At 63.5% G+C, this 21613-nt stretch carries 32 protein-coding genes and 1 tRNA gene; 7 read left to right on the top strand and 26 right to left on the bottom strand.

The annotated features are described in order from the left end of the window. Positions 1-79 precede the first annotated feature (79 nt). Entirely contained in the window at positions 80-625 is a 546-nt protein-coding gene (locus CON76_RS03750) for a phasin family protein (RefSeq protein WP_101102021.1), read from the top strand. A 97-nt stretch (positions 626-722) separates the two neighbouring features. Here the strand turns inward: CON76_RS03750 and CON76_RS03745 are convergent, their stop codons facing one another. The 19 genes from CON76_RS03745 to rplN form a co-directional block, all read right to left on the bottom strand. Beyond that, positions 723-1325, bottom strand: a complete 603-nt coding sequence (locus CON76_RS03745; protein ID WP_101102020.1) for a hypothetical protein — start codon at positions 1323-1325, stop codon at positions 723-725. 94 nt (positions 1326-1419) lie between these two features. Further along, a tRNA-Met gene (locus CON76_RS03740) sits at positions 1420-1496 on the bottom strand. Positions 1497-1519: 23 nt separating this feature from the next. Beyond that, positions 1520-1912: a 50S ribosomal protein L17 gene (rplQ, locus tag CON76_RS03735; RefSeq protein ID WP_101102019.1), complete on the bottom strand. Its 393-nt coding sequence runs from the start codon at positions 1910-1912 to the stop codon at positions 1520-1522. Between the two features lie 86 nt (positions 1913-1998). Beyond that, on the bottom strand, positions 1999-2985 hold the full coding sequence (locus CON76_RS03730; protein ID WP_101102018.1) for a DNA-directed RNA polymerase subunit alpha: 987 nt from the start codon (positions 2983-2985) through the stop codon (positions 1999-2001). Positions 2986-3093: 108 nt separating this feature from the next. Continuing rightward, positions 3094-3717, bottom strand: a complete 624-nt coding sequence (gene rpsD / locus CON76_RS03725) for a 30S ribosomal protein S4 (RefSeq protein ID WP_101102017.1) — start codon at positions 3715-3717, stop codon at positions 3094-3096. 160 nt (positions 3718-3877) lie between these two features. Next, positions 3878-4282: a 30S ribosomal protein S11 gene (rpsK, locus tag CON76_RS03720; RefSeq protein ID WP_101102016.1), complete on the bottom strand. Its 405-nt coding sequence runs from the start codon at positions 4280-4282 to the stop codon at positions 3878-3880. 17 nt (positions 4283-4299) lie between these two features. Continuing rightward, on the bottom strand, positions 4300-4665 hold the full coding sequence (gene rpsM / locus CON76_RS03715; RefSeq protein ID WP_101102015.1) for a 30S ribosomal protein S13: 366 nt from the start codon (positions 4663-4665) through the stop codon (positions 4300-4302). 18 nt (positions 4666-4683) lie between these two features. Continuing rightward, positions 4684-4797, bottom strand: coding sequence for a 50S ribosomal protein L36 (gene rpmJ / locus CON76_RS03710; protein ID WP_072242940.1), 114 nt, complete (start codon positions 4795-4797; stop codon positions 4684-4686). A gap of 172 nt (positions 4798-4969) precedes the next feature. Continuing rightward, entirely contained in the window at positions 4970-6280 is a 1311-nt protein-coding gene (gene secY, locus CON76_RS03705; RefSeq protein WP_101102014.1) for a preprotein translocase subunit SecY, read from the bottom strand. Between the two features lie 24 nt (positions 6281-6304). Beyond that, the gene (gene rplO, locus CON76_RS03700; RefSeq protein WP_101102013.1) at positions 6305-6736 is read right to left on the bottom strand and encodes a 50S ribosomal protein L15; all 432 of its coding nucleotides are present in this window, start codon (positions 6734-6736) and stop codon (positions 6305-6307) included. Between the two features lie 13 nt (positions 6737-6749). Then, positions 6750-6932, bottom strand: a complete 183-nt coding sequence (gene rpmD, locus CON76_RS03695; protein WP_101102012.1) for a 50S ribosomal protein L30 — start codon at positions 6930-6932, stop codon at positions 6750-6752. A 12-nt stretch (positions 6933-6944) separates the two neighbouring features. Further along, on the bottom strand, positions 6945-7463 hold the full coding sequence (gene rpsE, locus CON76_RS03690) for a 30S ribosomal protein S5 (protein ID WP_101102011.1): 519 nt from the start codon (positions 7461-7463) through the stop codon (positions 6945-6947). 14 nt (positions 7464-7477) lie between these two features. Beyond that, the gene (gene rplR, locus CON76_RS03685; RefSeq protein ID WP_101102010.1) at positions 7478-7843 is read right to left on the bottom strand and encodes a 50S ribosomal protein L18; all 366 of its coding nucleotides are present in this window, start codon (positions 7841-7843) and stop codon (positions 7478-7480) included. Positions 7844-7854: 11 nt separating this feature from the next. Then, positions 7855-8388 (bottom strand): 50S ribosomal protein L6, encoded by a 534-nt coding sequence (rplF, locus tag CON76_RS03680; protein ID WP_101102009.1) that lies wholly within the window; start codon positions 8386-8388, stop codon positions 7855-7857. A 24-nt stretch (positions 8389-8412) separates the two neighbouring features. Then, complete coding sequence (rpsH, locus tag CON76_RS03675) at positions 8413-8808, bottom strand: 30S ribosomal protein S8 (RefSeq protein WP_101102008.1); 396 nt, start codon at positions 8806-8808, stop codon at positions 8413-8415. A gap of 19 nt (positions 8809-8827) precedes the next feature. Beyond that, positions 8828-9133, bottom strand: coding sequence for a 30S ribosomal protein S14 (gene rpsN / locus CON76_RS03670; protein ID WP_101102007.1), 306 nt, complete (start codon positions 9131-9133; stop codon positions 8828-8830). A gap of 8 nt (positions 9134-9141) precedes the next feature. Next, positions 9142-9681, bottom strand: a complete 540-nt coding sequence (gene rplE, locus CON76_RS03665) for a 50S ribosomal protein L5 (protein WP_101102031.1) — start codon at positions 9679-9681, stop codon at positions 9142-9144. A 2-nt stretch (positions 9682-9683) separates the two neighbouring features. Then, positions 9684-10004, bottom strand: coding sequence for a 50S ribosomal protein L24 (gene rplX, locus CON76_RS03660; RefSeq protein WP_101102006.1), 321 nt, complete (start codon positions 10002-10004; stop codon positions 9684-9686). Between the two features lie 11 nt (positions 10005-10015). Beyond that, a complete protein-coding gene (gene rplN / locus CON76_RS03655) occupies positions 10016-10384 on the bottom strand; it encodes a 50S ribosomal protein L14 (RefSeq protein WP_101049622.1) in 369 nt (122 codons plus the stop codon). 239 nt (positions 10385-10623) lie between these two features. Between rplN and proC the strand changes: the two genes are divergently transcribed. Next, the gene (proC, locus tag CON76_RS03650) at positions 10624-11460 is read left to right on the top strand and encodes a pyrroline-5-carboxylate reductase (protein WP_101102005.1); all 837 of its coding nucleotides are present in this window, start codon (positions 10624-10626) and stop codon (positions 11458-11460) included. Positions 11461-11487: 27 nt separating this feature from the next. Here the strand turns inward: proC and ubiA are convergent, their stop codons facing one another. From ubiA to CON76_RS03625, 5 genes are all read right to left on the bottom strand, one after another. Next, a complete protein-coding gene (gene ubiA, locus CON76_RS03645; protein ID WP_101102004.1) occupies positions 11488-12393 on the bottom strand; it encodes a 4-hydroxybenzoate octaprenyltransferase in 906 nt (301 codons plus the stop codon). A gap of 18 nt (positions 12394-12411) precedes the next feature. Further along, entirely contained in the window at positions 12412-13383 is a 972-nt protein-coding gene (locus CON76_RS03640; protein ID WP_101102003.1) for a hydrogen peroxide-inducible genes activator, read from the bottom strand. Between the two features lie 6 nt (positions 13384-13389). Then, on the bottom strand, positions 13390-14241 hold the full coding sequence (locus CON76_RS03635) for a 3-hydroxybutyryl-CoA dehydrogenase (RefSeq protein WP_101102002.1): 852 nt from the start codon (positions 14239-14241) through the stop codon (positions 13390-13392). A gap of 96 nt (positions 14242-14337) precedes the next feature. Further along, positions 14338-14898, bottom strand: coding sequence for a YaeQ family protein (locus CON76_RS03630; RefSeq protein ID WP_101102001.1), 561 nt, complete (start codon positions 14896-14898; stop codon positions 14338-14340). A 16-nt stretch (positions 14899-14914) separates the two neighbouring features. Next, positions 14915-15385, bottom strand: coding sequence for an NUDIX hydrolase (locus tag CON76_RS03625; RefSeq protein ID WP_101102000.1), 471 nt, complete (start codon positions 15383-15385; stop codon positions 14915-14917). A 103-nt stretch (positions 15386-15488) separates the two neighbouring features. Here CON76_RS03625 and CON76_RS03620 point away from each other — a divergent pair, with 103 nt between their 5' ends. Next, the gene (locus CON76_RS03620) at positions 15489-17192 is read left to right on the top strand and encodes an AMP-binding protein (protein ID WP_240592753.1); all 1704 of its coding nucleotides are present in this window, start codon (positions 15489-15491) and stop codon (positions 17190-17192) included. 17 nt (positions 17193-17209) lie between these two features. After that, positions 17210-17965: a 5'-methylthioadenosine/adenosylhomocysteine nucleosidase gene (locus CON76_RS03615; RefSeq protein ID WP_101101998.1), complete on the top strand. Its 756-nt coding sequence runs from the start codon at positions 17210-17212 to the stop codon at positions 17963-17965. A gap of 24 nt (positions 17966-17989) precedes the next feature. Here CON76_RS03615 and corA read toward each other — a convergent pair whose 3' ends face one another. Then, a complete protein-coding gene (gene corA, locus CON76_RS03610) occupies positions 17990-18976 on the bottom strand; it encodes a magnesium/cobalt transporter CorA (protein WP_101101997.1) in 987 nt (328 codons plus the stop codon). A gap of 214 nt (positions 18977-19190) precedes the next feature. Here corA and hpf point away from each other — a divergent pair, with 214 nt between their 5' ends. From hpf to hprK, 3 genes are all read left to right on the top strand, one after another. Beyond that, complete coding sequence (gene hpf / locus CON76_RS03605) at positions 19191-19523, top strand: ribosome hibernation-promoting factor, HPF/YfiA family (RefSeq protein ID WP_101101996.1); 333 nt, start codon at positions 19191-19193, stop codon at positions 19521-19523. A gap of 136 nt (positions 19524-19659) precedes the next feature. Next, complete coding sequence (locus CON76_RS03600; protein ID WP_101101995.1) at positions 19660-20130, top strand: PTS sugar transporter subunit IIA; 471 nt, start codon at positions 19660-19662, stop codon at positions 20128-20130. 31 nt (positions 20131-20161) lie between these two features. Then, positions 20162-21112, top strand: a complete 951-nt coding sequence (gene hprK / locus CON76_RS03595; RefSeq protein ID WP_101101994.1) for an HPr(Ser) kinase/phosphatase — start codon at positions 20162-20164, stop codon at positions 21110-21112. Positions 21113-21130: 18 nt separating this feature from the next. Here hprK and fur read toward each other — a convergent pair whose 3' ends face one another. Beyond that, complete coding sequence (gene fur / locus CON76_RS03590; protein WP_101101993.1) at positions 21131-21574, bottom strand: ferric iron uptake transcriptional regulator; 444 nt, start codon at positions 21572-21574, stop codon at positions 21131-21133. Positions 21575-21613: the final 39 nt, after the last annotated feature.

Below are 21613 nucleotides of genomic sequence, written 5' to 3'. Positions count from 1 at the left end.
GAAGCCAAGTTGCAGTGCAGCAATCGAGCCGCACCGCCCACCCCACTTTTGAATCGTTGTTCCCACAAGGAGTCCCACCATGATGACCGTTGACCACATCGTTGCCGCCCAAAAAGCCCAGATCGCCACCGTGTTCGAACTGAGCAGCAAGGCACTCGCCAGCGTCGAGAAGATCGTCGAACTCAACCTGCAAGCCACCAAGGCTGCGCTGGCCGACAGCGCCTCCAGCGCCCAGTCGCTGCTCAACATCAAGGACGTGCAAGAGCTGCTGGCCCTGCAAACCAACGTGCTGCAGCCGCTGGCCGACAAGGCCGCCGCCTACAGCCGCCACCTGTACGAGATCGCCTCCGGTGCCGCCGCCGAATTCAGCAAGGCCGCCGAAGCCCAGGCCGCTGATGCGCAAAAGCAGTTCACCAGCGTGGTGGACAACGCCGTGAAGAACGCCCCGCAGGGTTCCGAATCCGCCGTGGCCGCCGTCAAGAACGCCATCTCCACCGCTTCGACCGCCATGGAATCCATGCAGAAAGTGGTGAAGCAAGCCACCGAAATGGCCGAAGCCAACCTGCAAGCCGTGACCACCAGCGCCGTCAACACCGCCAAGAGCGCGGCCAAGACCCGCGCCTGATCCTCTGGCCATGCGCCGTGTGGCCTGACGCACTCAGGCCGCCCCGCACCACCCCGCCACCCCACCCGGTGAGCGGGGTTTTTTGTGGCCGGGAGTATCAGTCCGGTGTGTTGCTGGGCTCGCTATGCCCCAGGCGCAGAGGCCGGTGCAACACCTGCACCGTGATGCGGGCCAGACGCCGCAGCAGGCGCAGCTCCGCCGCCATCGGCCACCAGTCGTACAGAAACACCTCCATCGGGCGCCACATCGCCACCCAGCCGCCAATCAGCAGGCTCTCACGCACAATGTCGTGCGCCGCCCCAGGTGGCAGCCACGCCGCGCTGTACTCCACCGCCGCAATCGAGGCCGACAGGCACACCAGCCCGATCAACAAACTGATGCGGCCACGGCCAAACAGCTCGCGCAACTGCAAGCGCACACTGGCGGCGCGGGCGGAAAAATGGGTGCGGATAGCAGGCTCCACCTGCTGCAGGCGGGTGTCGGGCACCGGCAAACGGTCCAAATGCACCACCAGTGCCAGCTCGGCGTTCTGGGGCAACGCCTTGCTGCTGGCCACAATGTAGTTGTCGGCGTCCGGATCCAGATCGCGCACCAGAAACGGCGACGGGTCGATCGAGTCGAACAACTGCTCGATCACCTCCACATGCACCTCGATGCGGGCCAGGCGTTGCGCAGCGTTGTGATGACGGGAGGAAGACATGACCACAGCATACGCCCGCTAAAGCCGGGCGAACAACAGGCACAAAAAAACCTGCACTTAGCAGGTTTTTTTGTCCAGCAAGGCTGGCTAGATTTGGTTGCGCGGGCAAGATTTGAACTTGCGACCTTTGGGTTATGAGCCCAACGAGCTACCAGGCTGCTCCACCGCGCGTCAGAGAATCTATTGTAACCGATTTATTCGGCTGTGGGCGCTTCGACAGAAGAATCTTCTGCACGGTCCACCAATTCGACCAGCGCCATCGGAGCGTTGTCGCCCACGCGGAAGCCCATCTTCAGGATACGGGTGTAGCCGCCCGGACGCGCCTTGAAGCGCGGGCCCAGTTCGTTGAACAGCTTGACCACCACGTCGCGGTCGCGCAGACGGTCAAACGCCAGGCGGCGGTTCGCCAGGGTCGGCTCTTTGGCCAGGGTGATCATGGGCTCGACCACGCGGCGCAGTTCCTTGGCCTTGGGCAGGGTGGTCTTGATGACTTCGTGCGTCAGCAGCGAGTTCATCATGTTGCGCAGCATCGCCAGGCGGTGCGAGGTGGTGCGGTTGAGTTTGCGAAGTCCGTGTCCGTGACGCATGGTGTATGCCTTTCTTTGGTATCGCCTGTGGCCGGATCAGGTACCACAGGGGGTCAGGGGAAACAATAAGAGGGAGAAACCTGGGATCAGTGCTTTTCCAGGCCGGCCGGCGGCCAGTTTTCCAGCTTCATGCCCAGCGTCAAGCCGCGCGAAGCCAGCACTTCCTTGATTTCGTTGAGCGACTTGCGACCCAGGTTCGGGGTCTTGAGCAGCTCGTTCTCGGTGCGCTGGATCAGGTCACCGATGTAGTAGATGTTCTCGGCCTTGAGGCAGTTGGCCGAACGCACGGTCAACTCCAGCTCATCGACCGGGCGCAGCAGGATCGGATCGAACTGCTGGCTGCTGCGGGCAGAAGCGGCGCCCATTTCAAACATTTCAGCACCTTCGAGCTGAGCGAACACCGCCAGCTGTTCCACCAAAATCTTGGCGGCGGCGCGCACAGCCTCTTCCGGGCCCACGGTGCCGTCGGTCTCGATGTCCAGCACCAGCTTGTCCAGGTCGGTGCGCTGCTCGACGCGGGCGTTTTCGACCGCGTAGCTCACGCGGTGCACCGGCGAGAACGAGGCGTCCAGCACAATGCGGCCCACCGAGCGGGTGGCTTCGTCACCACGGCGCAGGTTACCGGGCACATAACCACGGCCTTTTTCCACCTTGATCTGCATGTCCAGCTTGGCACCGGCGGACAGCGTGGCAATCACGTGGCCGGGGTTGAGGATCTCGACGTCGTGCGGGGTCTGGATGTCGGCGGCGGTGACTATGCCTTCGCCATCCTTGCGCAGGCTCAGGGTCACTTCGTCGCGGCCTTGCAATTTGAACACCACACCCTTGAGGTTGAGCAGCAGATCCACCACGTCTTCTTGCACGCCATCGATGGCGGAATACTCATGCACCACGCCCGCAATCGTCACCTCCGTGGGGGCATGGCCGACCATGGAAGACAGCAGCACACGGCGCAGGGCATTGCCCAGCGTGTGGCCGTAGCCACGCTCAAAAGGTTCCAGCGTGACTTTGGCGCGGTTGGCCGACAGTTGCTCGACGTTGATGTTCTTGGGCTTGAGCAGATTATTCAGCATTCGGACTTCCTTCAATACCCTCGGCTCGTTACACCGATAAGGCCGATGGAGCACAAAATCCCGGGCTCCGCACTGCGCAGGGCCCGGGTACGGGATGGCACCTCGCGATTAGCGCGAGTACAGTTCAACGATCAGGGATTCGTTGATATCGGAACCGAATTCGTCGCGGTCCGGAGTCTTCTTGAACACGCCTTCGGCCTTGTCGGCAGCGACTTCCACCCATGCCGGGAAGCCGATTTGCTTGGCCAGCTCCAGGGCTTCCTTGATGCGGGCCTGGGTCTTGGACTTCTCGCGCACCGACACCACGTCACCGGCCTTGACCGAGTACGACGGGATGTTGACGCTCTTGCCGTTGACCAGCATGGCCTTGTGCGACACCAGCTGACGGGCTTCGGCGCGGGTCGAGGCAAAACCCATGCGGAACACCACGTTGTCCAGACGAGACTCGAGCAGGCTCAGCAGGTTGGCACCGGTGTTGCCACGGCGGCGGTCGGCTTCGGCGAAGTAGCGACGGAACTGGCGCTCCAGCACGCCGTAGGTGCGCTTGACCTTCTGCTTTTCGCGCAGTTGCAGGCCGAAGTCGGAGGTACGTTGACCCGAGGTGCGGCCGTGCTGGCCGGGCTTGGAGTCGAACTTGGCCTTGTCGCTGATGGAGCGGCGGGCGCTCTTGAGCAGCAGGTCGGTGCCTTCACGGCGGGAGAGTTTGGCCTTGGGGCCGAGGTAACGTGCCACGAGAAAATCCTTGTGTTGAACTGCCGCTGACCGACACCGGCCAACGGGAGCTGCCCCAGCGGGGGAGCAGCGGTGGTCTTAACGAGAAAATGCCACCGGATGGCGGTGGCAAAAAGACAGAGGCAGGATTGTATGCGAATCCCGCTTCTGCAGCATCGCCTTAGATACGGCGACGCTTTTGCGGACGGCAGCCGTTGTGCGGTACCGGGGTCACGTCGGCGATCGAGGTGATGCGGATGCCCAGGGCACCCAGCGCACGCACCGACGACTCACGGCCCGGGCCCGGGCCCTTGATTTCAACGTCCAGGTTCTTGATGCCCTGTTCGATGGCGGCGCGGCCAGCCACTTCCGAAGCCACCTGGGCAGCGAACGGGGTGGACTTGCGCGAGCCCTTGAAACCTTGACCACCCGACGAAGCCCACGACAAGGCGTTGCCTTGGCGGTCGGTGATGGTGATGATGGTGTTGTTGAACGAGGCGTGCACGTGGGCGATGCCGTCGGCAATGTTCTTGCGAACCTTCTTGCGAACGCGGGCAGAGGCGTTGCTGGAGGGAGACTTGGCCATAACTGTCCTTTAACCGATTACTTCTTCAGCGATTGAGCAGCCTTGCGCGGGCCCTTGCGGGTACGGGCATTGGTCTTGGTACGTTGACCACGCACGGGCAGGCCACGGCGATGACGGAAACCACGGTAGCAACCGATGTCCATCAAACGCTTGATGTTCATGGTGGTTTCGCGGCGCAAGTCGCCTTCGATCGTGAAGACGCCCACCTGATCGCGAACTTTTTCGAGTTCAGCGTCGGTCAGATCCTTGATCTTCTTGGAATAGTCGATGCCGCAAGCTTCGCAGATCTGGCGGGCGCGGGTGCGACCGATGCCAAAGATGGCGGTCAGGCCAATCTCAGCGTGCTTGTGGGGCGGAATGTTGATACCTGCAATACGAGCCATGGTGGTCCTCTAAACGTATCAGCCTTGGCGCTGCTTGTGGCGCGGGTCGGTGCAGATAACGCGCACGACGCCATGGCGACGGATAATCTTACAGTTGCGGCACATTTTTTTGACCGAAGCTGAAACTCTCATGTTTCTCTCCAAAAAACTTTCAAACTCTTGACTTCGCTCGGAACACGATCCGGGCATACTTAAGACCGTAGGGCATGCGCTCTATGGGGGCCTAGCTGCCCGGCAAAGTGCTTGTGTGCATCTTGCGGGCTGGCATTTCAATGGTGTGCGTTCTCCAGCAGTGCTGCCTTACTTACTGGGCCTTGAAGTTAGCCTTTTTCAGCAACGACTCGTACTGCTGCGACATCATGTAGTTTTGCACCTGGGACATGAAGTCCATGGTCACCACCACAATGATCAGCAACGAAGTACCACCAAAGTAGAACGGCACGTTGTACTTGAGTATCAGGAACTCAGGCAGCAAGCACACCAAAGTAATGTAAACCGCGCCAGCCAGCGTCAGACGAACCAGGATCTTGTCGATGTGGCGTGCGGTCTGCTCGCCTGGACGGATACCCGGAATGAAGGCGCCGCTCTTCTTCAGATTGTCGGCGGTTTCGCGGCTGTTGAACACCAAGGCGGTGTAGAAGAAGCAGAAAAAGACGATCGCCGCGGCGTAGAACGCCACGTAGATGGGCTGGCCCGGCGACAGTGCCGCAGCAATGTCGCGCAACCAGCGCATGGAATCGCCCGTGCTGATCCAGCTGACCACCGTGGTCGGCAACAGGATGATGGACGAGGCAAAGATCGGGGGAATCACACCCGCCATGTTCAGCTTGAGCGGCAGGTGCGACGACTGGCCGCCGTACACCTTGTTGCCCACCTGACGGCGTGCGTAATTGACCAGGATCTTGCGTTGGCCACGTTCCACGAACACCACGCAATACGTCACCAGACCGACCAGCAGCACAATCACGATGGCCGCCAGGATGTTCATGGCCCCGGTGCGCACCAGCTCGAGCAGGCCACCCACCGAACTGGGCAGTCCCGCCGCAATACCGGCAAAGATCAGGATGGAAATACCATTGCCCAGACCGCGCTCGGTGATCTGTTCGCCCAGCCACATCAGGAACATGGTACCTGCCACCAGGCTGACCACCGCGGTGACGCGAAAGCCAAAGCCCGGGTCGATGACCAGACCTGCCGTACCCTCGAGCGCCACCGCAATGCCCAGCGCCTGGAACACCGCCAGCCCCAACGCACCGTAACGGGTGTACTGGGTGATCTTGCGCCGTCCTGCCTCGCCTTCCTTTTTCAGCTGCTCGAATGCCGGAAGCACGTAGGTCATCAATTGCATGATGATCGAGGCCGAGATGTAGGGCATGATGCCCAACGCGAACACGGTGAAGCGCGACAGCGCCCCGCCCGAGAACATGTTGAACAGGTTCAGGATGCCGCCTTGCTGGCCCTTGAACAGCTGGGACAGCTGGTCGGGGTCGATGCCAGGCACAGGAATGTGCGCGCCGATACGGTACACCACCAGAGCCAGCAACAAAAAGACAAGCCGGTGACGCAGGTCACCGAACTTGCTTGTCTTGGCTGAGGTTGCAGCAGATGTGGCCACAAACGCTTCCGGTTGGGTTGAGCCTTAAGCCAGCGAACCGCCGGCGGCCTCGATGGCCACCTTGGCAGCGGCGGTGGCGCCGATGCCGTTGAGCTTGACAGCAATGCTGAGCTCACCGGTCTTGACAACCTTGACGTTCTTGGCGATGGCAGCGATCAGGCCCGCTTGCTTGAGCGCCAACAGGTCGACCTCGGCAGCACCCAGGGCTTGCAGGTCGGACAGGGTCACCTCGTCGTTGAACTTGAGGTTGGCCGACTTGAAGCCGCGCTTGGGCAGACGACGTTGCAAAGGCATTTGACCGCCTTCGAAACCCACCTTGTGGTAGCCGCCCGAACGGGACTTCTGGCCCTTGTGGCCACGGCCAGCGGTCTTGCCCAGACCGGAGCCGATACCACGACCCACACGGCGCTTGGCGTGTTTGGCGCCAGCTGCGGGTTTGATAGTGTTGAGTTCCATGTCTTGACTCCGATCAGATCACTTTGATCAGGTAGCTGATCTTGTTGATCATGCCGCGCACTGCCGGGGTGTCCTGCAGTTCGCTGACGCTGTTAATTTTGCGCAGGCCCAGGCCACGCACGGTGGCGCGGTGGGACTCTTTGCAGCCGATGGGGCTGCGCACCAGTTGGACTTTAACGGTGTTGGTGGTCGTCATTGATCGCTCCAATCAACCCAGGATGTCTTCGACCGACTTGCCACGCTTGGCGGCAATCTCGGCGGGCGTGGTCGAGTTCTTCAGCGCGTCCAACGTGGCGCGAACCAGGTTGTACGGGTTGCTCGAACCGTGGCTCTTGGCCACCACGTCGGTGATGCCCAGCACTTCGCACACGGCGCGCATCGGGCCGCCAGCGATGATGCCGGTACCCTTGGAGGCCGGCAGCATCATGACGTTGGAGGCACCGTGGTGACCGTTGACCGCGTGGTGCAGGGAACCGCTCTTGAGCGAGACCTTGAACAGGTTGCGGCGGGCTTCGTCCATGGCCTTTTGCACAGCCACCGGCACTTCACGTGCCTTGCCCTTGCCCATGCCGACGCGGCCATCGCCGTCGCCCACCACGGTCAGCGCAGCGAAACCCATGATGCGGCCACCCTTGACCACCTTGGTCACGCGGTTGACCGCGATCATCTTCTCGCGCAAGCCGTCGTCGTTCGCTTCGTTCTTCACGTTAGCTTGAAATTTAGCCATTTGCGTATTCCCAATCAGAATTGCAGGCCAGCTTCACGAGCGGCGTCTGCGAGGGCTTTGACACGGCCGTGGTAAGCAAAACCGGAACGGTCGAAGGCCACTTTTTCAATGCCGGCGGCTTTCGCCTTTTCGGCGATGCGCTTGCCAATCAGCTCGGCAGCGGCTTTGTTGCCACCCTTGCCGCCTGCACCGATCTGGGCACGCACTTCGGCTTCGAGCGTCGAGGCCGAGGCCAGCACCTTGGAGCCGTCGTCGGAGATGACGCTGGCGTAGATGTGCAGGTTGGTGCGGTTGACCGTCAAACGTACGGCGCCTTGCTGGGCAATGCGGATGCGGGTTTGACGGGCACGACGCAAACGCTGTTCTTTTTTCGTCAACATGTTCGCTGTCCTTATTTCTTCTTGGTCTCTTTGATCACGACCTTTTCATCCGCATAACGGATGCCCTTGCCCTTGTAGGGCTCGGGAGGACGCACGGCACGGACTTCAGAAGCGATTTGACCCACGCGCTGACGGTCGGCACCCTTGATCACGATTTCGGTCGGGGTCGGGGTCACGACGGTGATGCCTTCGGGCATGTCGAAGTTCACCGGGTGGGAGTAACCCACGGCCAGGTTGAGCTTGTTGCCCTGGGCAGCGGCCTTGTAGCCCACGCCGATCAGGTTGAGCTTCTTCTCGAAGCCTTTGCTCACGCCGTTGACCATGTTGTTGACCAGCTGACGCATGGTACCGCTCATGGCGCTGGCGTCGCGCGAGTCGTTCACCGGGGTGAAGGACAGCTTGTTGTCGGCGCTTTCCACCTTGACCAGCGGATTGAGCGTCAGGTTCAGGGCACCCAGGGCGCCCTTGACGCTGATGGATTCTGCCTGGAGGGCCACTTCCACGCCTTGCGGAATGGCCACAGCTTGTTTACCTACACGGGACATTTCAGGTTCTCCTCAATGCCAGCGTCAGGCGACGTAACACAAAACTTCACCACCGATGCCGGTAGCACGGGCTTTGCGATCGGTCATGACGCCTTGCGGGGTCGTGACGATGGCAACACCCAGGCCATTTTGCACCTGGGGAATGGCTTTGCTGCCCTTGTACACGCGCAGGCCGGGGCGGCTGACGCGCTCGATGCGCTCGATGACCGGGCGACCGGCGTAGTACTTCAGGGCAATTTCGAGCTGGCTCTTGCCAGCGTCGGTCTTGACTTGGAAACCGTCGATGTAACCTTCGTCCTTCAGCACTTGCGCGATGGCGGACTTCACTTTGGAAGCCGGCATGGCCACGGTGGCCTTGCTTACCATTTGCGCATTGCGGATGCGGGTCAACATGTCGGCGATAGGATCACTCATGCTCATTTGGGGTACTCCTTACGCCTTACCAGCTGGCTTTGGTCACGCCGGGGATTTCACCGGCAAAAGCCAGTTCACGCACCTTGGCACGCGCCAGACCGAACTGGCGGAACGTGCCACGGGGACGACCGGTGATTTCGCAACGGTTGCGCTGGCGGGTCGGGTTGGCGTTGCGGGGCAACTTCTGCAGGCCCAGGCGAGCGGCGTCGCGCTCTTCGTCGGAACGCTGGGCGTCCTTGGCGATGGCCTTGAGCTCGTTGTACTTGTTGGCGAACTTGGCGGCGAGTTTCTCGCGCTTCAGTTCACGCTGGAGGAAAGCTTGTTTAGCCACGAAGCACCTCAGTTCTTGAACGGGAAACGGAAACCAGCCAGCAGTGCTTTGCACTCGGCATCGGTCTTGGCGGTCGTGGTGATGCTGATGTTCAGGCCACGCAGCGCATCCACCTTGTCGTATTCGATCTCGGGGAAGATGATCTGTTCTTTGACGCCGACGTTGTAGTTGCCACGGCCATCAAAGGACTTGCCCGAGATACCACGGAAGTCGCGCACGCGCGGCAGGGCCACGGTGACGAAACGGTCCAGGAATTCGTACATCTTGGCACCGCGCAGGGTCACCATGCAGCCAATGGGCTGTTGTTCACGGATCTTGAAGCCGGCGATGGCCTTGCGGGCCTTGGTCACCACGGGGCGTTGGCCCGCGATCTTGGTCAGGTCGCCCACGGCGTGGTCCATGACTTTCTTGTCGGCCACGGCTTCCGAGACACCCATGTTCAGGGTGATCTTGGTGATGCGCGGCACTTCCATCACGGACGTGTAGCCGAACTGCTCCTTGAGCGCCGGCGCGACTTTGTCGCGGTAGATTTGTTGAAAGCGTGCCATGCTCATGCCACCTTGATTTCTTCGCCGCTGGACTTGTAGACGCGCACCTTGCGGCCGTCTTCCAGCACCTTGATGCCCACGCGGTCAGCCTTGCCCGTGGTGGCATTGAAAATGGCCACGTTGGACTGGTGGATGGGCATGCTCTTTTCGATGATGCCGCCGGCCACACCCTTCATGGGGTTGGGCTTGGCGTGCTTCTTGACCAGGTTGATGCCTTCGACCAGCACGCGCTCTTCGCTGGCACGTTGCACCACGGTGCCACGCTTGCCTTTGTCGCGGCCGGTGATGACGATCACTTCGTCGCCTTTACGGATCTTGTTCATGTGTCGATTCCTTACAGGACCTCGGGGGCCAGGGACACGATCTTCATGAACTTCTCGGTACGCAGTTCACGCGTGACCGGGCCGAAGATGCGGGTGCCGATAGGCTCGAGCTTGGCGTTGAGCAACACTGCAGCGTTGCCGTCGAACTTGATCAAGGCGCCATCGCCACGGCGGATGCCCTTGGCGGTGCGAACCACCACGGCGTTATAGACCTCGCCTTTTTTGACGCGGCCGCGCGGAGCAGCTTCCTTGATGCTCACTTTGATGATGTCGCCCACGCTGGCGTAGCGGCGCTTGGAGCCGCCCAGCACTTTGATGCACATCACGGACTTAGCGCCCGTGTTGTCGGCAACATCGAGTCGAGATTGCGTTTGGATCATTTGATTTAAGTCCCAACTTGAATCCCAGCAGCCACCACGGCCGCAGGCGATCAGTCTTGGGCCCGTCGTTGTTGCAGCGCTTTTGTTGCCAAGAGCACCGCAGCTTCGCTGGGCAGATTTGCTTCGTTTTGAGGCGAAGTGGCGGATTATCGCGCCAAGCCCCGGGGACGTCAATGGCTGCAGGGCCAAAAAACCACATTTATTCCGTCAATCGGCGCGCTGGGCGGACAATAGGCGGCATGAACACTCTTGATTCTTCTTTAGCCCACGCCCACCTGGGCTTTGTGGGGGGCGGCAACATGGCCAGCGCCATCATCGGCGGCCTGATCCAGCGCGGCGTGCCCGCGCATCACATCGCGGTGGTGGAGCCGCTGGCGCAGCAGCGCGAGCGCCTGCAGGCGCAGTTGGGCGTGCAGGTACACGAGGCGGCGGGCCCGGCGCTGCAGGACTGCCAGCTGGTGGTGTGGGCGGTCAAGCCGCAGGTGCTCAAAGCGGTGGCGCAGGCCGCGGCACCGCATGTGGCCGGTGCGCTGCACCTGAGTGTGGCGGCGGGCATACGCAGCGACAGTCTGGCCAGCTGGCTGGGCAGCGAGCGCGTGGTGCGCGCCATGCCCAACACGCCGGCGCTGGTGGGCCGGGGCATGACGGGCCTGTACGCGCGCGCCGCCGTGGACGCCGACGACCGTGCGCTGGTGCAGCAGGTGGTGGCCAGCACCGGGCAGCACCTGTGGCTGGAGCGCGAGGCCGACCTGGACGCGGTGACGGCGTTGTCGGGCTCGGGGCCGGCGTACGTGTTCTATTTTCTGGAAGCCATGCGCCAGGCGGGCACCGAGATGGGCCTGGGTGCGGATGCGGCGATGCAACTGGCGCTGGCCACGTTTGCCGGGGCGACGCAACTGGCGCAGGACGCCACAGAGCCGCCCGAGGTGTTGCGCGAGCGCGTCACATCCAAGGGCGGCACCACCTACGCCGCGCTGACGGCGATGGAGGCGGCGGGTGTCAAGACCGCATTTGTGCAGGCCATGCACGCCGCCCGGCAACGCGCCCGCGAACTGGGCGACGAATTTGGCGCCTGACGCCAGCAATGTAGCGTGTCTGCGACTTCAAACCAGCGGCACGCCCAGCGCCTTGAGCGCGTAGCTGCCCGCCACGCCCGCAAACAGCGTCAGCCCCAGCCAGTGGTTGAGGCGGAAGGCGCGAAAGCAGCCTTCGCGGGTGCGGTGGCGGATCATGGTGTAGTGCCACCCCACCTGCCCCAACGCCACCAGCAAGGCCGCGCCGTAGAGCCAGCCGCCCACCTGCGGCCACAACAGCCCCCCCCACAAGGCCAGATGGGCCAGGTAGAACGCGGTGACGGCGGCCACGTCCCAACGGCCCAAGGTGATGGCCGAGGTTTTCATGCCGATCTTGAGGTCGTCGTCGCGGTCCACCATGGCGTACTCGGTGTCGTAGGCCAGCACCCAACACAGGTTGCCCAGCAGCAGCGCCCAAGCCTGGGCCGGGATGTGCTGCTGCGCCGCAGCGAAAGCGATCGGGATGCCAAAGCTGAAGGCCACGCCCAGCACCGCCTGCGGCATGGCCAAGAAACGCTTGGCGTAGGGGTAGATCAATGACACCAGCAAGGCGGGCACCGACCACAACACCGCGATGGTGTTGGTGGTCAGCACCAGCCCAAACGACACCAGCGCCAGCACCGCGCCCACGCCGAGCGCCTCTTTGACCGACACGGTGCCCGCCGTGACGGGACGGTGGGCGGTGCGCTTGACGTGGCGGTCAAAGTCGCGGTCGGCCACATCGTTGATGCAGCAACCCGCGCTGCGCATCAAGATGGTTCCGGCCACAAAGATGGCGACCAGGTGCCAGCCGGGCCAGCCGTCCGCCGCAATCCACAACGCCGACAGGCTGGGCCACAGCAGCAGCAGCCAACCGGCCGGGCGGTCCCAGCGGATGAGGTTGAGGTACAGCGCCAGACGCGATGGCGCGGGCAACGGGGGCAAGGCGGGGTTCATGGCGGTGCGTTGCGTTGTTCAGGCGGACAGGCGTTGCACGCCCGGCAGCTCGCACGCGTAGACGGCGTTGCGCAGGGCGGCAATGGCTTCGTAACGGGTAAAGCTGCGCCGCCACACCAGCACCACGCGCCGGGTGGGCGGGTCGCCGACGAACGGCAGGTAGCGCACATAGGCCACATCGCCGGGGCCGGCAGCAGGTCGCGCGGTCTTGGCCTGGGGCGTGAGGGCACTGGCGGGCACGCTCAAGCGCGGCACCAGCGTCACGCCCATGCCGGCGGCGACCATGTGCTTGATGGTTTCGAGCGAGGAGCCTTCAAAGCTTTTGCGGATACCTTCAGCGTCGTTGGAAAAACGCGCGAATTCGGGACAGACTTCCAGCACGTGGTCGCGAAAGCAGTGGCCCGCGCCCAGCAGCAGCATGGTCTCCTGCTTGAGCTCTTCGGCGCTGATGTCATCGCGCCGCGCCAGCGGGTGGCTAAAGGGCACGGCGGCGAGAAACGGTTCGTCGTACAGCGGGGCCACGGCCAGGTTGGCATCGGGGAAGGGTTCGGCCAAGATGGCGGCATCGATCTCGCCCAACCGCAGTTGCTCCAGCAGCTTGGCGGTCAGGTTCTCCTGCAACATCAGCGGCATTTGCGGTGTGCGCTCAATCACTTGGCGCACCAAATCGGGCAACAGGTAGGGGCCGATGGTGTAGATCACGCCCAGCCGCAACGGCCCGGCCAGTGGGTCTTTGCCGCGTTTGGCAATTTCCTTGATGGCAGCGGCCTGCTCCAGCACCACCTGGGCTTGGCGCACGATTTCTTCGCCCAGCGGGGTGACGGTGACCTCGCTGGCGTTGCGCTCAAACAGTTTGAGTTCGAGTTCTTCTTCCAGCTTTTTGATGGCCACGCTGAGCGTGGGCTGCGACACGAAGCAAGCCTCGGCCGCGCGGCCAAAGTGGCGCTCACGCGCCACGGCCACGATGTACTTGAGCTCGGTGAGTGTCATCCGGCTTCAGTACTGGTACACGCCACGCCCGGTCTTGCGGCCCAAATAGCCTGCGGCCACCAGCTCTTTGAGCAACGGGCAGGGACGGTACTTGCTGTCGTTGAAATCGGCAAAGAACACGTTCATGATGGCCAAGCAGGTGTCCAGGCCAATCAGGTCGGCCAGCGCCAGCGGGCCAATCGGGTGGTTGCAGCCCAGTTTCATGCCCGCGTCGATGTCTTCGGCGCTGGCCACCCCTTCGGCCAGCACGAAGAAGGCTTCGTTGATCATCGGGATCAGCAAACGGTTGACCACAAACCCGGGAGCGTTGCGCACGGTGACGGGGGTTTTGCCCAGCTTTTCGGCCAGCGCCTTGACGGCGGCGTGGGTGGCATCGCTGGTTTGCAGGCCACGGATGATTTCGACCAACGCCATCATGGGCACCGGGTTGAAGAAGTGCATACCGATGAAACGGTCGGGCCGGCTGGTGATGGCGGCCAGTTGCGTGATGCCGATCGAGCTGGTGTTGGTGGCGATCACGGTCTCGGGCGGCAGCAGGCCGTCGAGCTGGCGCAGGATCTTGATTTTGAGTTCCTGGTTTTCGGTGGCGGCTTCCACCACCAGTTGCGCGCCCTGGAGGTCGTCGTAGCTGCTGGAAGGCTGGATGCGGGCCAAGGTGGCCTCTTTGTCGGCGGCGCTGAGTTTGTCTTTTTTGACCAGACGCTCCAAGCTGCCCGCGATGGTGGCCAAGCCTTTTTGTACGGCTGCGTCGCTGATATCGACCATGATCACGCGCAAGCCGTTGGCCGCACACACTTGGGCAATGCCGTTGCCCATGGTGCCCGCGCCAATAACGCCGATGGTGTGGATGTCGCTCATGGAATGCTCCTGCTGATGTGATGGAATAGAGAACGAAGAAAAAGCGCGGCCATTATTGCGCGGCCGTATGACGTGCGACCAACAAAAGAAGCGAGGCTACTTCCAGCGCACAGGCTCCAGGCTGACGCTGCCCTTGTCGCTGCTCAAGGTCAAGGTGCCGTCGAGCACGGTGGCTTGCAGCTGCATGCTGCGCTCGGCCACACCAGCAAGGTCGCGGGTGGCATCGGTGGGCAAGCGCCACACTTGCAACTTGTCAAAACGGCTGAGTTTGCTTTCGATGCCTTTCCACCAGATGTCGGCGGACGAAGCGTAGGTGTAGACGTACACGGCATCGGCCTGACTGCACGCTTTGGACAGGGGTTTGTCTTCGGGCTGGCCAACCTCGATCCACAGCCGCTTGCGGCCCGTGAAGTCGGTCAAGTGCACATCGGGGTCGCTGGGGTCGGACAGGCCCGCGCCAAAGGCCAAGGTGCCATCGCCGTTGCACACATCTTGCAGCAAGTGGGCGTTGAGGGCCAGCGCCACCAGCCGCACCATCATGCGCTCGTCGTTTTCGCTGGGGTGGCGCGCCAAGGTCAGGGCGTGGTCGGCGTAGTAGTTGTGGTCGATGTCGGCGATTTGCAGGTTCGCTTTGAACACGGTGGATTTGATGGCCATGGGCAACTTTCTCGGTTCAGGCGGCGGTGAGCTGCGTGTGCAGCAGCGTCAGCGGGTGGCGCTGGCCGGCCAAGTGGTCTTCGATGCACTGCAACACCAAGGCACTGCGGTGGCGGTCGGTGCTGGCACGCACTTCGTCGGGCGTGAGCCACACGGTGCGCACAATGCCCGCGTCCAGCGTCTGGCCGGGCACCTCGGCCCCCAGCTCACCACAAAAGGCAAATCGCAGGTAGGTGATGCCGTCCTCGCCACGGGTATGGGAGGCCGACAGGTAGATCCCCACCAGCGCCGTGGGCGTAAAGTGGTGCGCGGTTTCTTCCAGTGCCTCGCGCGCGCAGCCTTGTACCAAGCCTTCACCGGGGTCAAGGTGCCCCGCCGGGTTGTTCAGGCGCAGGCCGTCGGGGGTGTGTTCTTCGACCAGCAGGTAGCGGCCATCGCGTTCGATGATGGCGGCCACAGTGACGTTGGGTTTCCAGCGGGTGTTCATGCCTGCGATTATCGACGCTGCCACGGCCAGACCGCACAATGGAGGCCACCGCAGCCGCACGCAGGCCCGCGCACCTGACACCCCGACCTGCCAGGAGTTGGATTTGAGCCACCGCCCCCCACCCACCGACCGGCCTTGGCTGGAGGCTTACCCCGCCGGGGTGCCCGCCGACATCGACACCCGCGACTGCCCGTCGCTGGTGGCGTTGCTGGAGGACAGCTTTGCGCGTTACGCGCAACGCACCGCCTTCCATTGTTTGGGGGCGCACTGGAGTTACCGCGAGGTGGACTTGGCATCCCAGGCGCTGGCGGCGTGGCTGCAACACCTGGGTTTGGCCCAAGGCGAGCGGGTGGCGGTGATGCTGCCCAACACACCGCAGTACCCAGTGGCGGTGGCGGCCATCCTGCGCGCCGGACTGGTGCTGGTCAACGTCAATCCGCTCTACACCGCGCGCGAGTTGCAGGAGCAGTTGCAGGATTCGGGCGCACAAGCCGTGGTGGTGCTGGAAAATTTTGCCGCCACGCTGGAAAGCTGCATCGCCCACACGGCGGTGCGGCACGTGCTGCTGTGCAGTTTGGGCGATATGCTGGGCTGCTGCAAAGGGGCGCTGGTGAACACGGTGGTGCGCCACGTCAAACGGCTGGTGCCGCCGTTCAACTTGCCACAGGCGGTGCGTTGGCGCACGGCGGTACGCGCGGGCCAACATCTACCGCTGCACCGTCCCACCATTGGGCCAGACGACCTGGCCGCACTGCAATACACCGGCGGCACCACCGGCACCAGCAAAGCGGCCATGCTGCTGCACCGCAATGTGGTGGCCAATGTGTTGCAGTCCGAGGCCTGGAACGCCCCCGCGCTGCGGCAGGTGCCCACCGATGAGACATTCACCACGGTGTGTGCATTGCCGCTGTACCACATCTTCGCCTTTACGGTGAACCTGATGCTGACGCTGCGCGTGGGCGGACAGGCGATCCTGATCCCCAACGCACGCGACCTGGACGCACTGCTGCACGAATTGCAGCGCCACCGTTTCCACCTGTTGCCGGGGGTCAACACGCTGTTCAATGCGCTGCTGCAACACCGGCACTTTGACCGCGTGGATTGGCACTCGCTCAAGGTAACGCTGGGCGGCGGCATGGCGGTGCAGGCGGTGGTGGCACAACGCTGGCTGGAACGCACCGGCTGCGCCATCTGCGAAGGCTATGGCCTGTCGGAAGCCAGCCCATCGGTGAGCTGCAACCCCGTCACCACCACGGTGTTCAACGGCAGCATCGGGCTGCCGCTGCCCAGCACGCGGGTGCGGATCGTGGACGACCACGGCACGCCCCTGCCCTGCGGCCAGGTGGGCGAGATTGCGGTGCAAGGCCCGCAGGTGATGGCTGGCTACTGGCGGCAGCCCGCCGAGACGGCGCAGGCGCTGTCGGCCGATGGCTGGCTGCGCACCGGCGACATGGGCGTGATGGACGCACAGGGCTACTGCACGCTGCTCGACCGCAAGAAGGACCTCATCATCGTCAGTGGCTTCAACGTCTACCCGAATGAAATTGAAGCCGTGGTGTCGGGGCTGGACGGCGTGCTCGAATGCGGGGCGGTGGGCACGCCCGACGCGCGCAGCAGCGAAGCGGTGAAGTTGATCGTGGTCAAACGCGACCCCGCCCTGACGGCGCAACATGTGCGAGACTATTGCCAGTCCCGCCTGACCGGGTACAAGCAGCCCCGGGTGATCGAGTTCCGCCCCGAGCTGCCCAAGAACGCGGTCGGCAAGATTTTGCGGCGCGCCCTGCGCGATCTGCCCCCACCACACTGAGAGAGAGTCCACAGACCATGGGTCAACGCATAGCCATCCTCAGCGCACTGCACGAAGAACTGGCCGAAGTGCTGGCGCTGATGCCCGACGAGCACAAAATCAGCTGCGTGGGGCGCGACTTCTGGCAGGGCCACCTGCACGGCCACGAGGTGGTGGCGGTGTGCTCAGGCATGGGCAAGGTGGCGGCGGCGGCCACCACCGCTGCGCTGCTGGCGCGCTTCGAGATCGACCAGGTCATCTTCACCGGCGTGGCCGGCGGCCTGCAGCCCGGCGTGGAAGTGGGCGACGTGGTGGTGGCGCACAGCGTGCTGCAGCACGACATGGACGCCTCGCCACTGCACCCGCGCCACGAGCTGCCGGGCTACGGCATGGCACGCCTGCCCACCGAAATGGCCCTGAGCCAGGTGCTGCTGGAGGCGGCCAAGGACACCATCACCTGGCTGCCCAAGCTGCTGGACGCCGAGACGCTGCGCGCCTTTGGCCTGCACACGCCCAGCGTGCACCGGGGCCTGCTCATCACCGGCGACCGCTTTGTGGCCACCGTGGCCGAAAGCAACGCCCTGCGCGCCGAACTGCCCGACGCGCTGGCGGTGGACATGGAGGGCGCGGCGGTGGTGCAGGTGTGCCGCGACCAAGGCGTGCCGTGCGCGGTGGTGCGCACCATCTCGGACCGCGCCGACAACAGCGCACACCTGGACTTTCAGCACTTTTTGGGCCAAATCGCGCGCCACTACAGCGCCCGCATGATCCGCAAGGCGCTCAACCTGCTGTGATGCTGCGGGGCCGCGCGCCAGGCGCTACTTGAGCCAGCCGCGCTTGCGGAAATACAGCATCGGCCCCACCGCCGACACCACCATCAGGCACAGCGCGGCGGGGTAGCCCCACTTTTGCGTCAACTCCGGCATGTGCTGGAAGTTCATGCCGTAGATGCTGGCCACCAGCGTCGGGGGCAGCAGCGCCACGCTGGCCACCGAGAACAGCTTGATGATCTTGTTCTGGTTGATGTTGATGAAGCCGACGGTGGCGTCCATCAAAAAGTTGATCTTGTCGAACAGGAAGCCGGTGTGGCTGTCGAGCGAATCCAGGTCGCGCAGGATCTGGCGCGCGTCCTCGAACTGGTCGGCGTTGAGCATGCGGGTGCGCATCATGAAGCTGACGGCGCGGCGCGTGTCCATCATGTTGCGCCGGATGCGGCCCGACATGTCCTGGTGGCGCGCAATGGCGGCCAGCACCTCGCTGGCCTTGTCGTCCGTCACGTCGCCCGACAGCACCTGGCGGCTGACGCGGTCGAGGTCGTCGTAGATGTCTTCCACCGTGTCGGCGCAGTACTCGGCGTCGGTGTCGAACAGGCTCAGCAGCACCTCCTTGGCGTCCGAGATCAACCCTGGCATGCGCCGCGCGCGCAGGCGCAGCAGCCGGAACACCGGCACGTCCTCGTCGTGGATGGAGAACAGCACGCCATGGCTCTTGAGCTCGGTGTTGTGCTGGTTGAGGATGAACGCCACCCGCACCGAGCGCGCCTCGTCGTTGTCGTCGATCAGGAAGTCGGAGCGGATGTGCAGCTCGCCGTTGTCCTCCTCGAAGAAGCGCGCCGACTCCTCGATGTCCTCGTCCATCGCGTCCTCGGGGATGGACAGGCCAAAGTGCTGGCGCACCCAGCGCCGCTCCTCGGGTGTGGGCGACTCCAGATCCACCCAGATGGGCTTGAAGCGCGCCAGCTCCTCGAGCGACTCGATTTCCTCTTGGAACAGGCGGCCATTGGCCAGGGTGAAGACGTTGAGCATGGGCAGGTGCAGCGGCAGCGGCCACCGCGCAAAATCGTCCGGGGGAAAGGGAGAGTGGCGCGGATTATCGCACCGCAATGTGACACAATGGACTCGTCGCTGGTTCGCCTTTGGCCAGCGGCAACGGCACCGCAAACGGGGTGCTTTCTCGCGGTCGCGCGTGCCCTGCCGTGGCACTGCGGCCATGGACTTTGCAGAACAATGGAGGCTCTGTATGAACCTGACGATCAATGGTCACCACCTGGATGTGACACCCGCCTTGCACCAGTACGTCACCAGCAAGCTGGAGCGCATCACGCGCCATTTTGACCAAGTGGTCGATGTCAAGGTCATCTTGTCGGTGGACAACCAGACCGAGAAAGACCTGCGCCAGAAGGCCGAGTGCAACCTCCACGTCAAGGGCAAGGATCTGCACGCCGAAAGCCAGCACGCCGACATGTACGCCGCCATTGACGACTTGGCCGACAAGCTCGACCGCCAGGTGCTGCGCTACAAGGACAAGGTGCAGGACCACCACCGCGACTCGGTGCGCAACCACGTCGAATAAGGTTGGACGCCCGTGCAGCGTGTGATATGCTGCACTCCCGCAGCCGCTTGCTTGTTCAAGCGGCTTTTTTGTACCGGAACGACACCGTTTTGCCCCGTGCTGCAAATGGGCATAATGGCGCTCCGTGAGGCTTTTCATGAACCGACTTTCTGCCATTTTGCCTGCCAGCCAGGTGCTGGTATCCGTGGATGCCACCAGCAAAAAACGCGCGTTTGAAGAAGCGGGTTTGCTGTTTGAAGCGTTGCACGGGCTCAACCGTGCGCTCATCACCGACAGCCTGTTTGCCCGCGAGCGGCTGAGCTCCACCGGCCTGGGGCATGGCGTGGCCATTCCGCACGGGCGCATCAAGGGGCTCAAGCAGCCGCTGGCGGCGGTGTTCCAGCTGGCCAACCCGATCGGCTTTGACGCCCCCGACGAGCAGCCGGTGCGGCTGATGATCTTCCTGCTGGTGCCCGAGGCCGCCACGCAAAAGCACCTGGAAATTCTGTCCGAGATTGCCGAGCTGCTCAGCGACAGCGCGCTGCGCGAGCAGATGAAGGACAGCACCGACGCCGCCGCGCTGCACGGCCTGCTGGCCGGCTGGCAGTCGGCCCACACCACCGACTGACCCTGGCCACGCCGCCCCGGGAGCGCCCCACATGAAGCCTACCGCCATCAGCGCCGATGTGCTGTTCGAGGACCACCGCGAGATCCTGAAGTGGCACTGGGTGGCCGGCCTGAGCGCCTCGGAGCGCCGCTTTGACGAGGCGGCGGTCAAGGAGGCCCGCTCGGGCGCCGACGTGGTGGGCCACCTCAACTACATCCACCCCTACCGGGTGCAGGTGCTGGGCAAGCGCGAGGTGGCGTACATCGGCAACGGCAGCGCCGAGGACACGCGCCGGCGCATCGCGCGCATCGTCACGCTGGAGCCGCCGGTGCTGATCGTGGCCGACAACCAGCACGCCCCCGAGGCGCTGGTGGCCATGTGCGAGCGCGCCCACATCCCGCTGTTTGCCACCGCCGACTCCGCCGGTTTCGTCATCGACGTGCTGCGCGCCTACCTCTCGCGCCACTTTGCCGAGCGCACCACGCTGCACGGGGTGTTCATGGACATCCTGGGCGTGGGGGTGCTGATCACGGGCGAGTCGGGCCTGGGCAAGAGCGAGCTGGGGCTGGAGCTGATCTCGCGCGGGCACGGGCTGGTGGCCGACGACGCGGTGGACCTCGACCGCGTCAACCAGACCATCATCGAGGGCCGCTGCCCCGACCTGCTGCAAAACCTGCTGGAGGTGCGCGGCATTGGCCTGCTCGACATCAAGGCCATCTTTGGCGAGACGGCGGTGCGGCGCAAGATGCGGCTGCGCCTGATCGTGCACCTGGTGCGGCTGGAGACGATGGAGCGCGACTACGAGCGCCTGCCCTCGGAACCGCTGTACCAGAACGTGCTGGATGTGGCCATCCGCAAGGCGGTGATTCCGGTGGTGGCAGGGCGCAACATTGGCGTGCTGGTGGAGGCCGCCGTGCGCAACACCATCCTGCAGCTGCGCGGCATCGACACCTACCAGGAATTCGTGCAGCGCCAGCGCGCCGCGATGGTGGGCAACTACTGAACCTGGGCGGCGCCGGCTTCAGCGCCGCGTGCGCTGGGTGCGGTGCTCGCAGTCGGTCTTGGTGCAGTGCGCGTACAACGACAGCGCGTGCTCCTGCAGCGCAAAGCCACGCTGCAGCGCCACCTGCTGCTGCAGGCGCTCGATCTCGGGGTCAAAGAACTCCTCGACCCGGCCACAGTCCAGGCACACCAGGTGGTCGTGGTGCTGGCCCTCGTTGAGCTCGTACATGGCCTTGCCCGACTCGAAGTTGCTGCGCACCAGCAGACCCGCCTGCTCGAACTGCGTCAGCACCCGGTACACCGTGGCCAGACCAATGTCGGCGTTATCGCCCAGCAGCACACGGAACACATCCTCCGCCGTCATGTGGCGCTGCGCGCTGGCCTGAAACACTTCCAGAATTTTCAGGCGCGGCAAGGTGGCTTTGAGTCCAGTGTTCTTAAGTTCGTCGATGTTGTTGGTCATGGGCGCGGGTCGGGTGCTTGGGGCCAGGCCCAAGGGCTA

Origin of the sequence: Macromonas bipunctata (assembly GCF_002837135.1) — a bacterium.
GTDB lineage: Bacteria > Pseudomonadota > Gammaproteobacteria > Burkholderiales > Burkholderiaceae_C > Macromonas_A > Macromonas_A bipunctata.
Note: the sequence above shows the minus strand (reverse complement) of the source record. Positions and strands in the feature narration are given on the sequence as shown.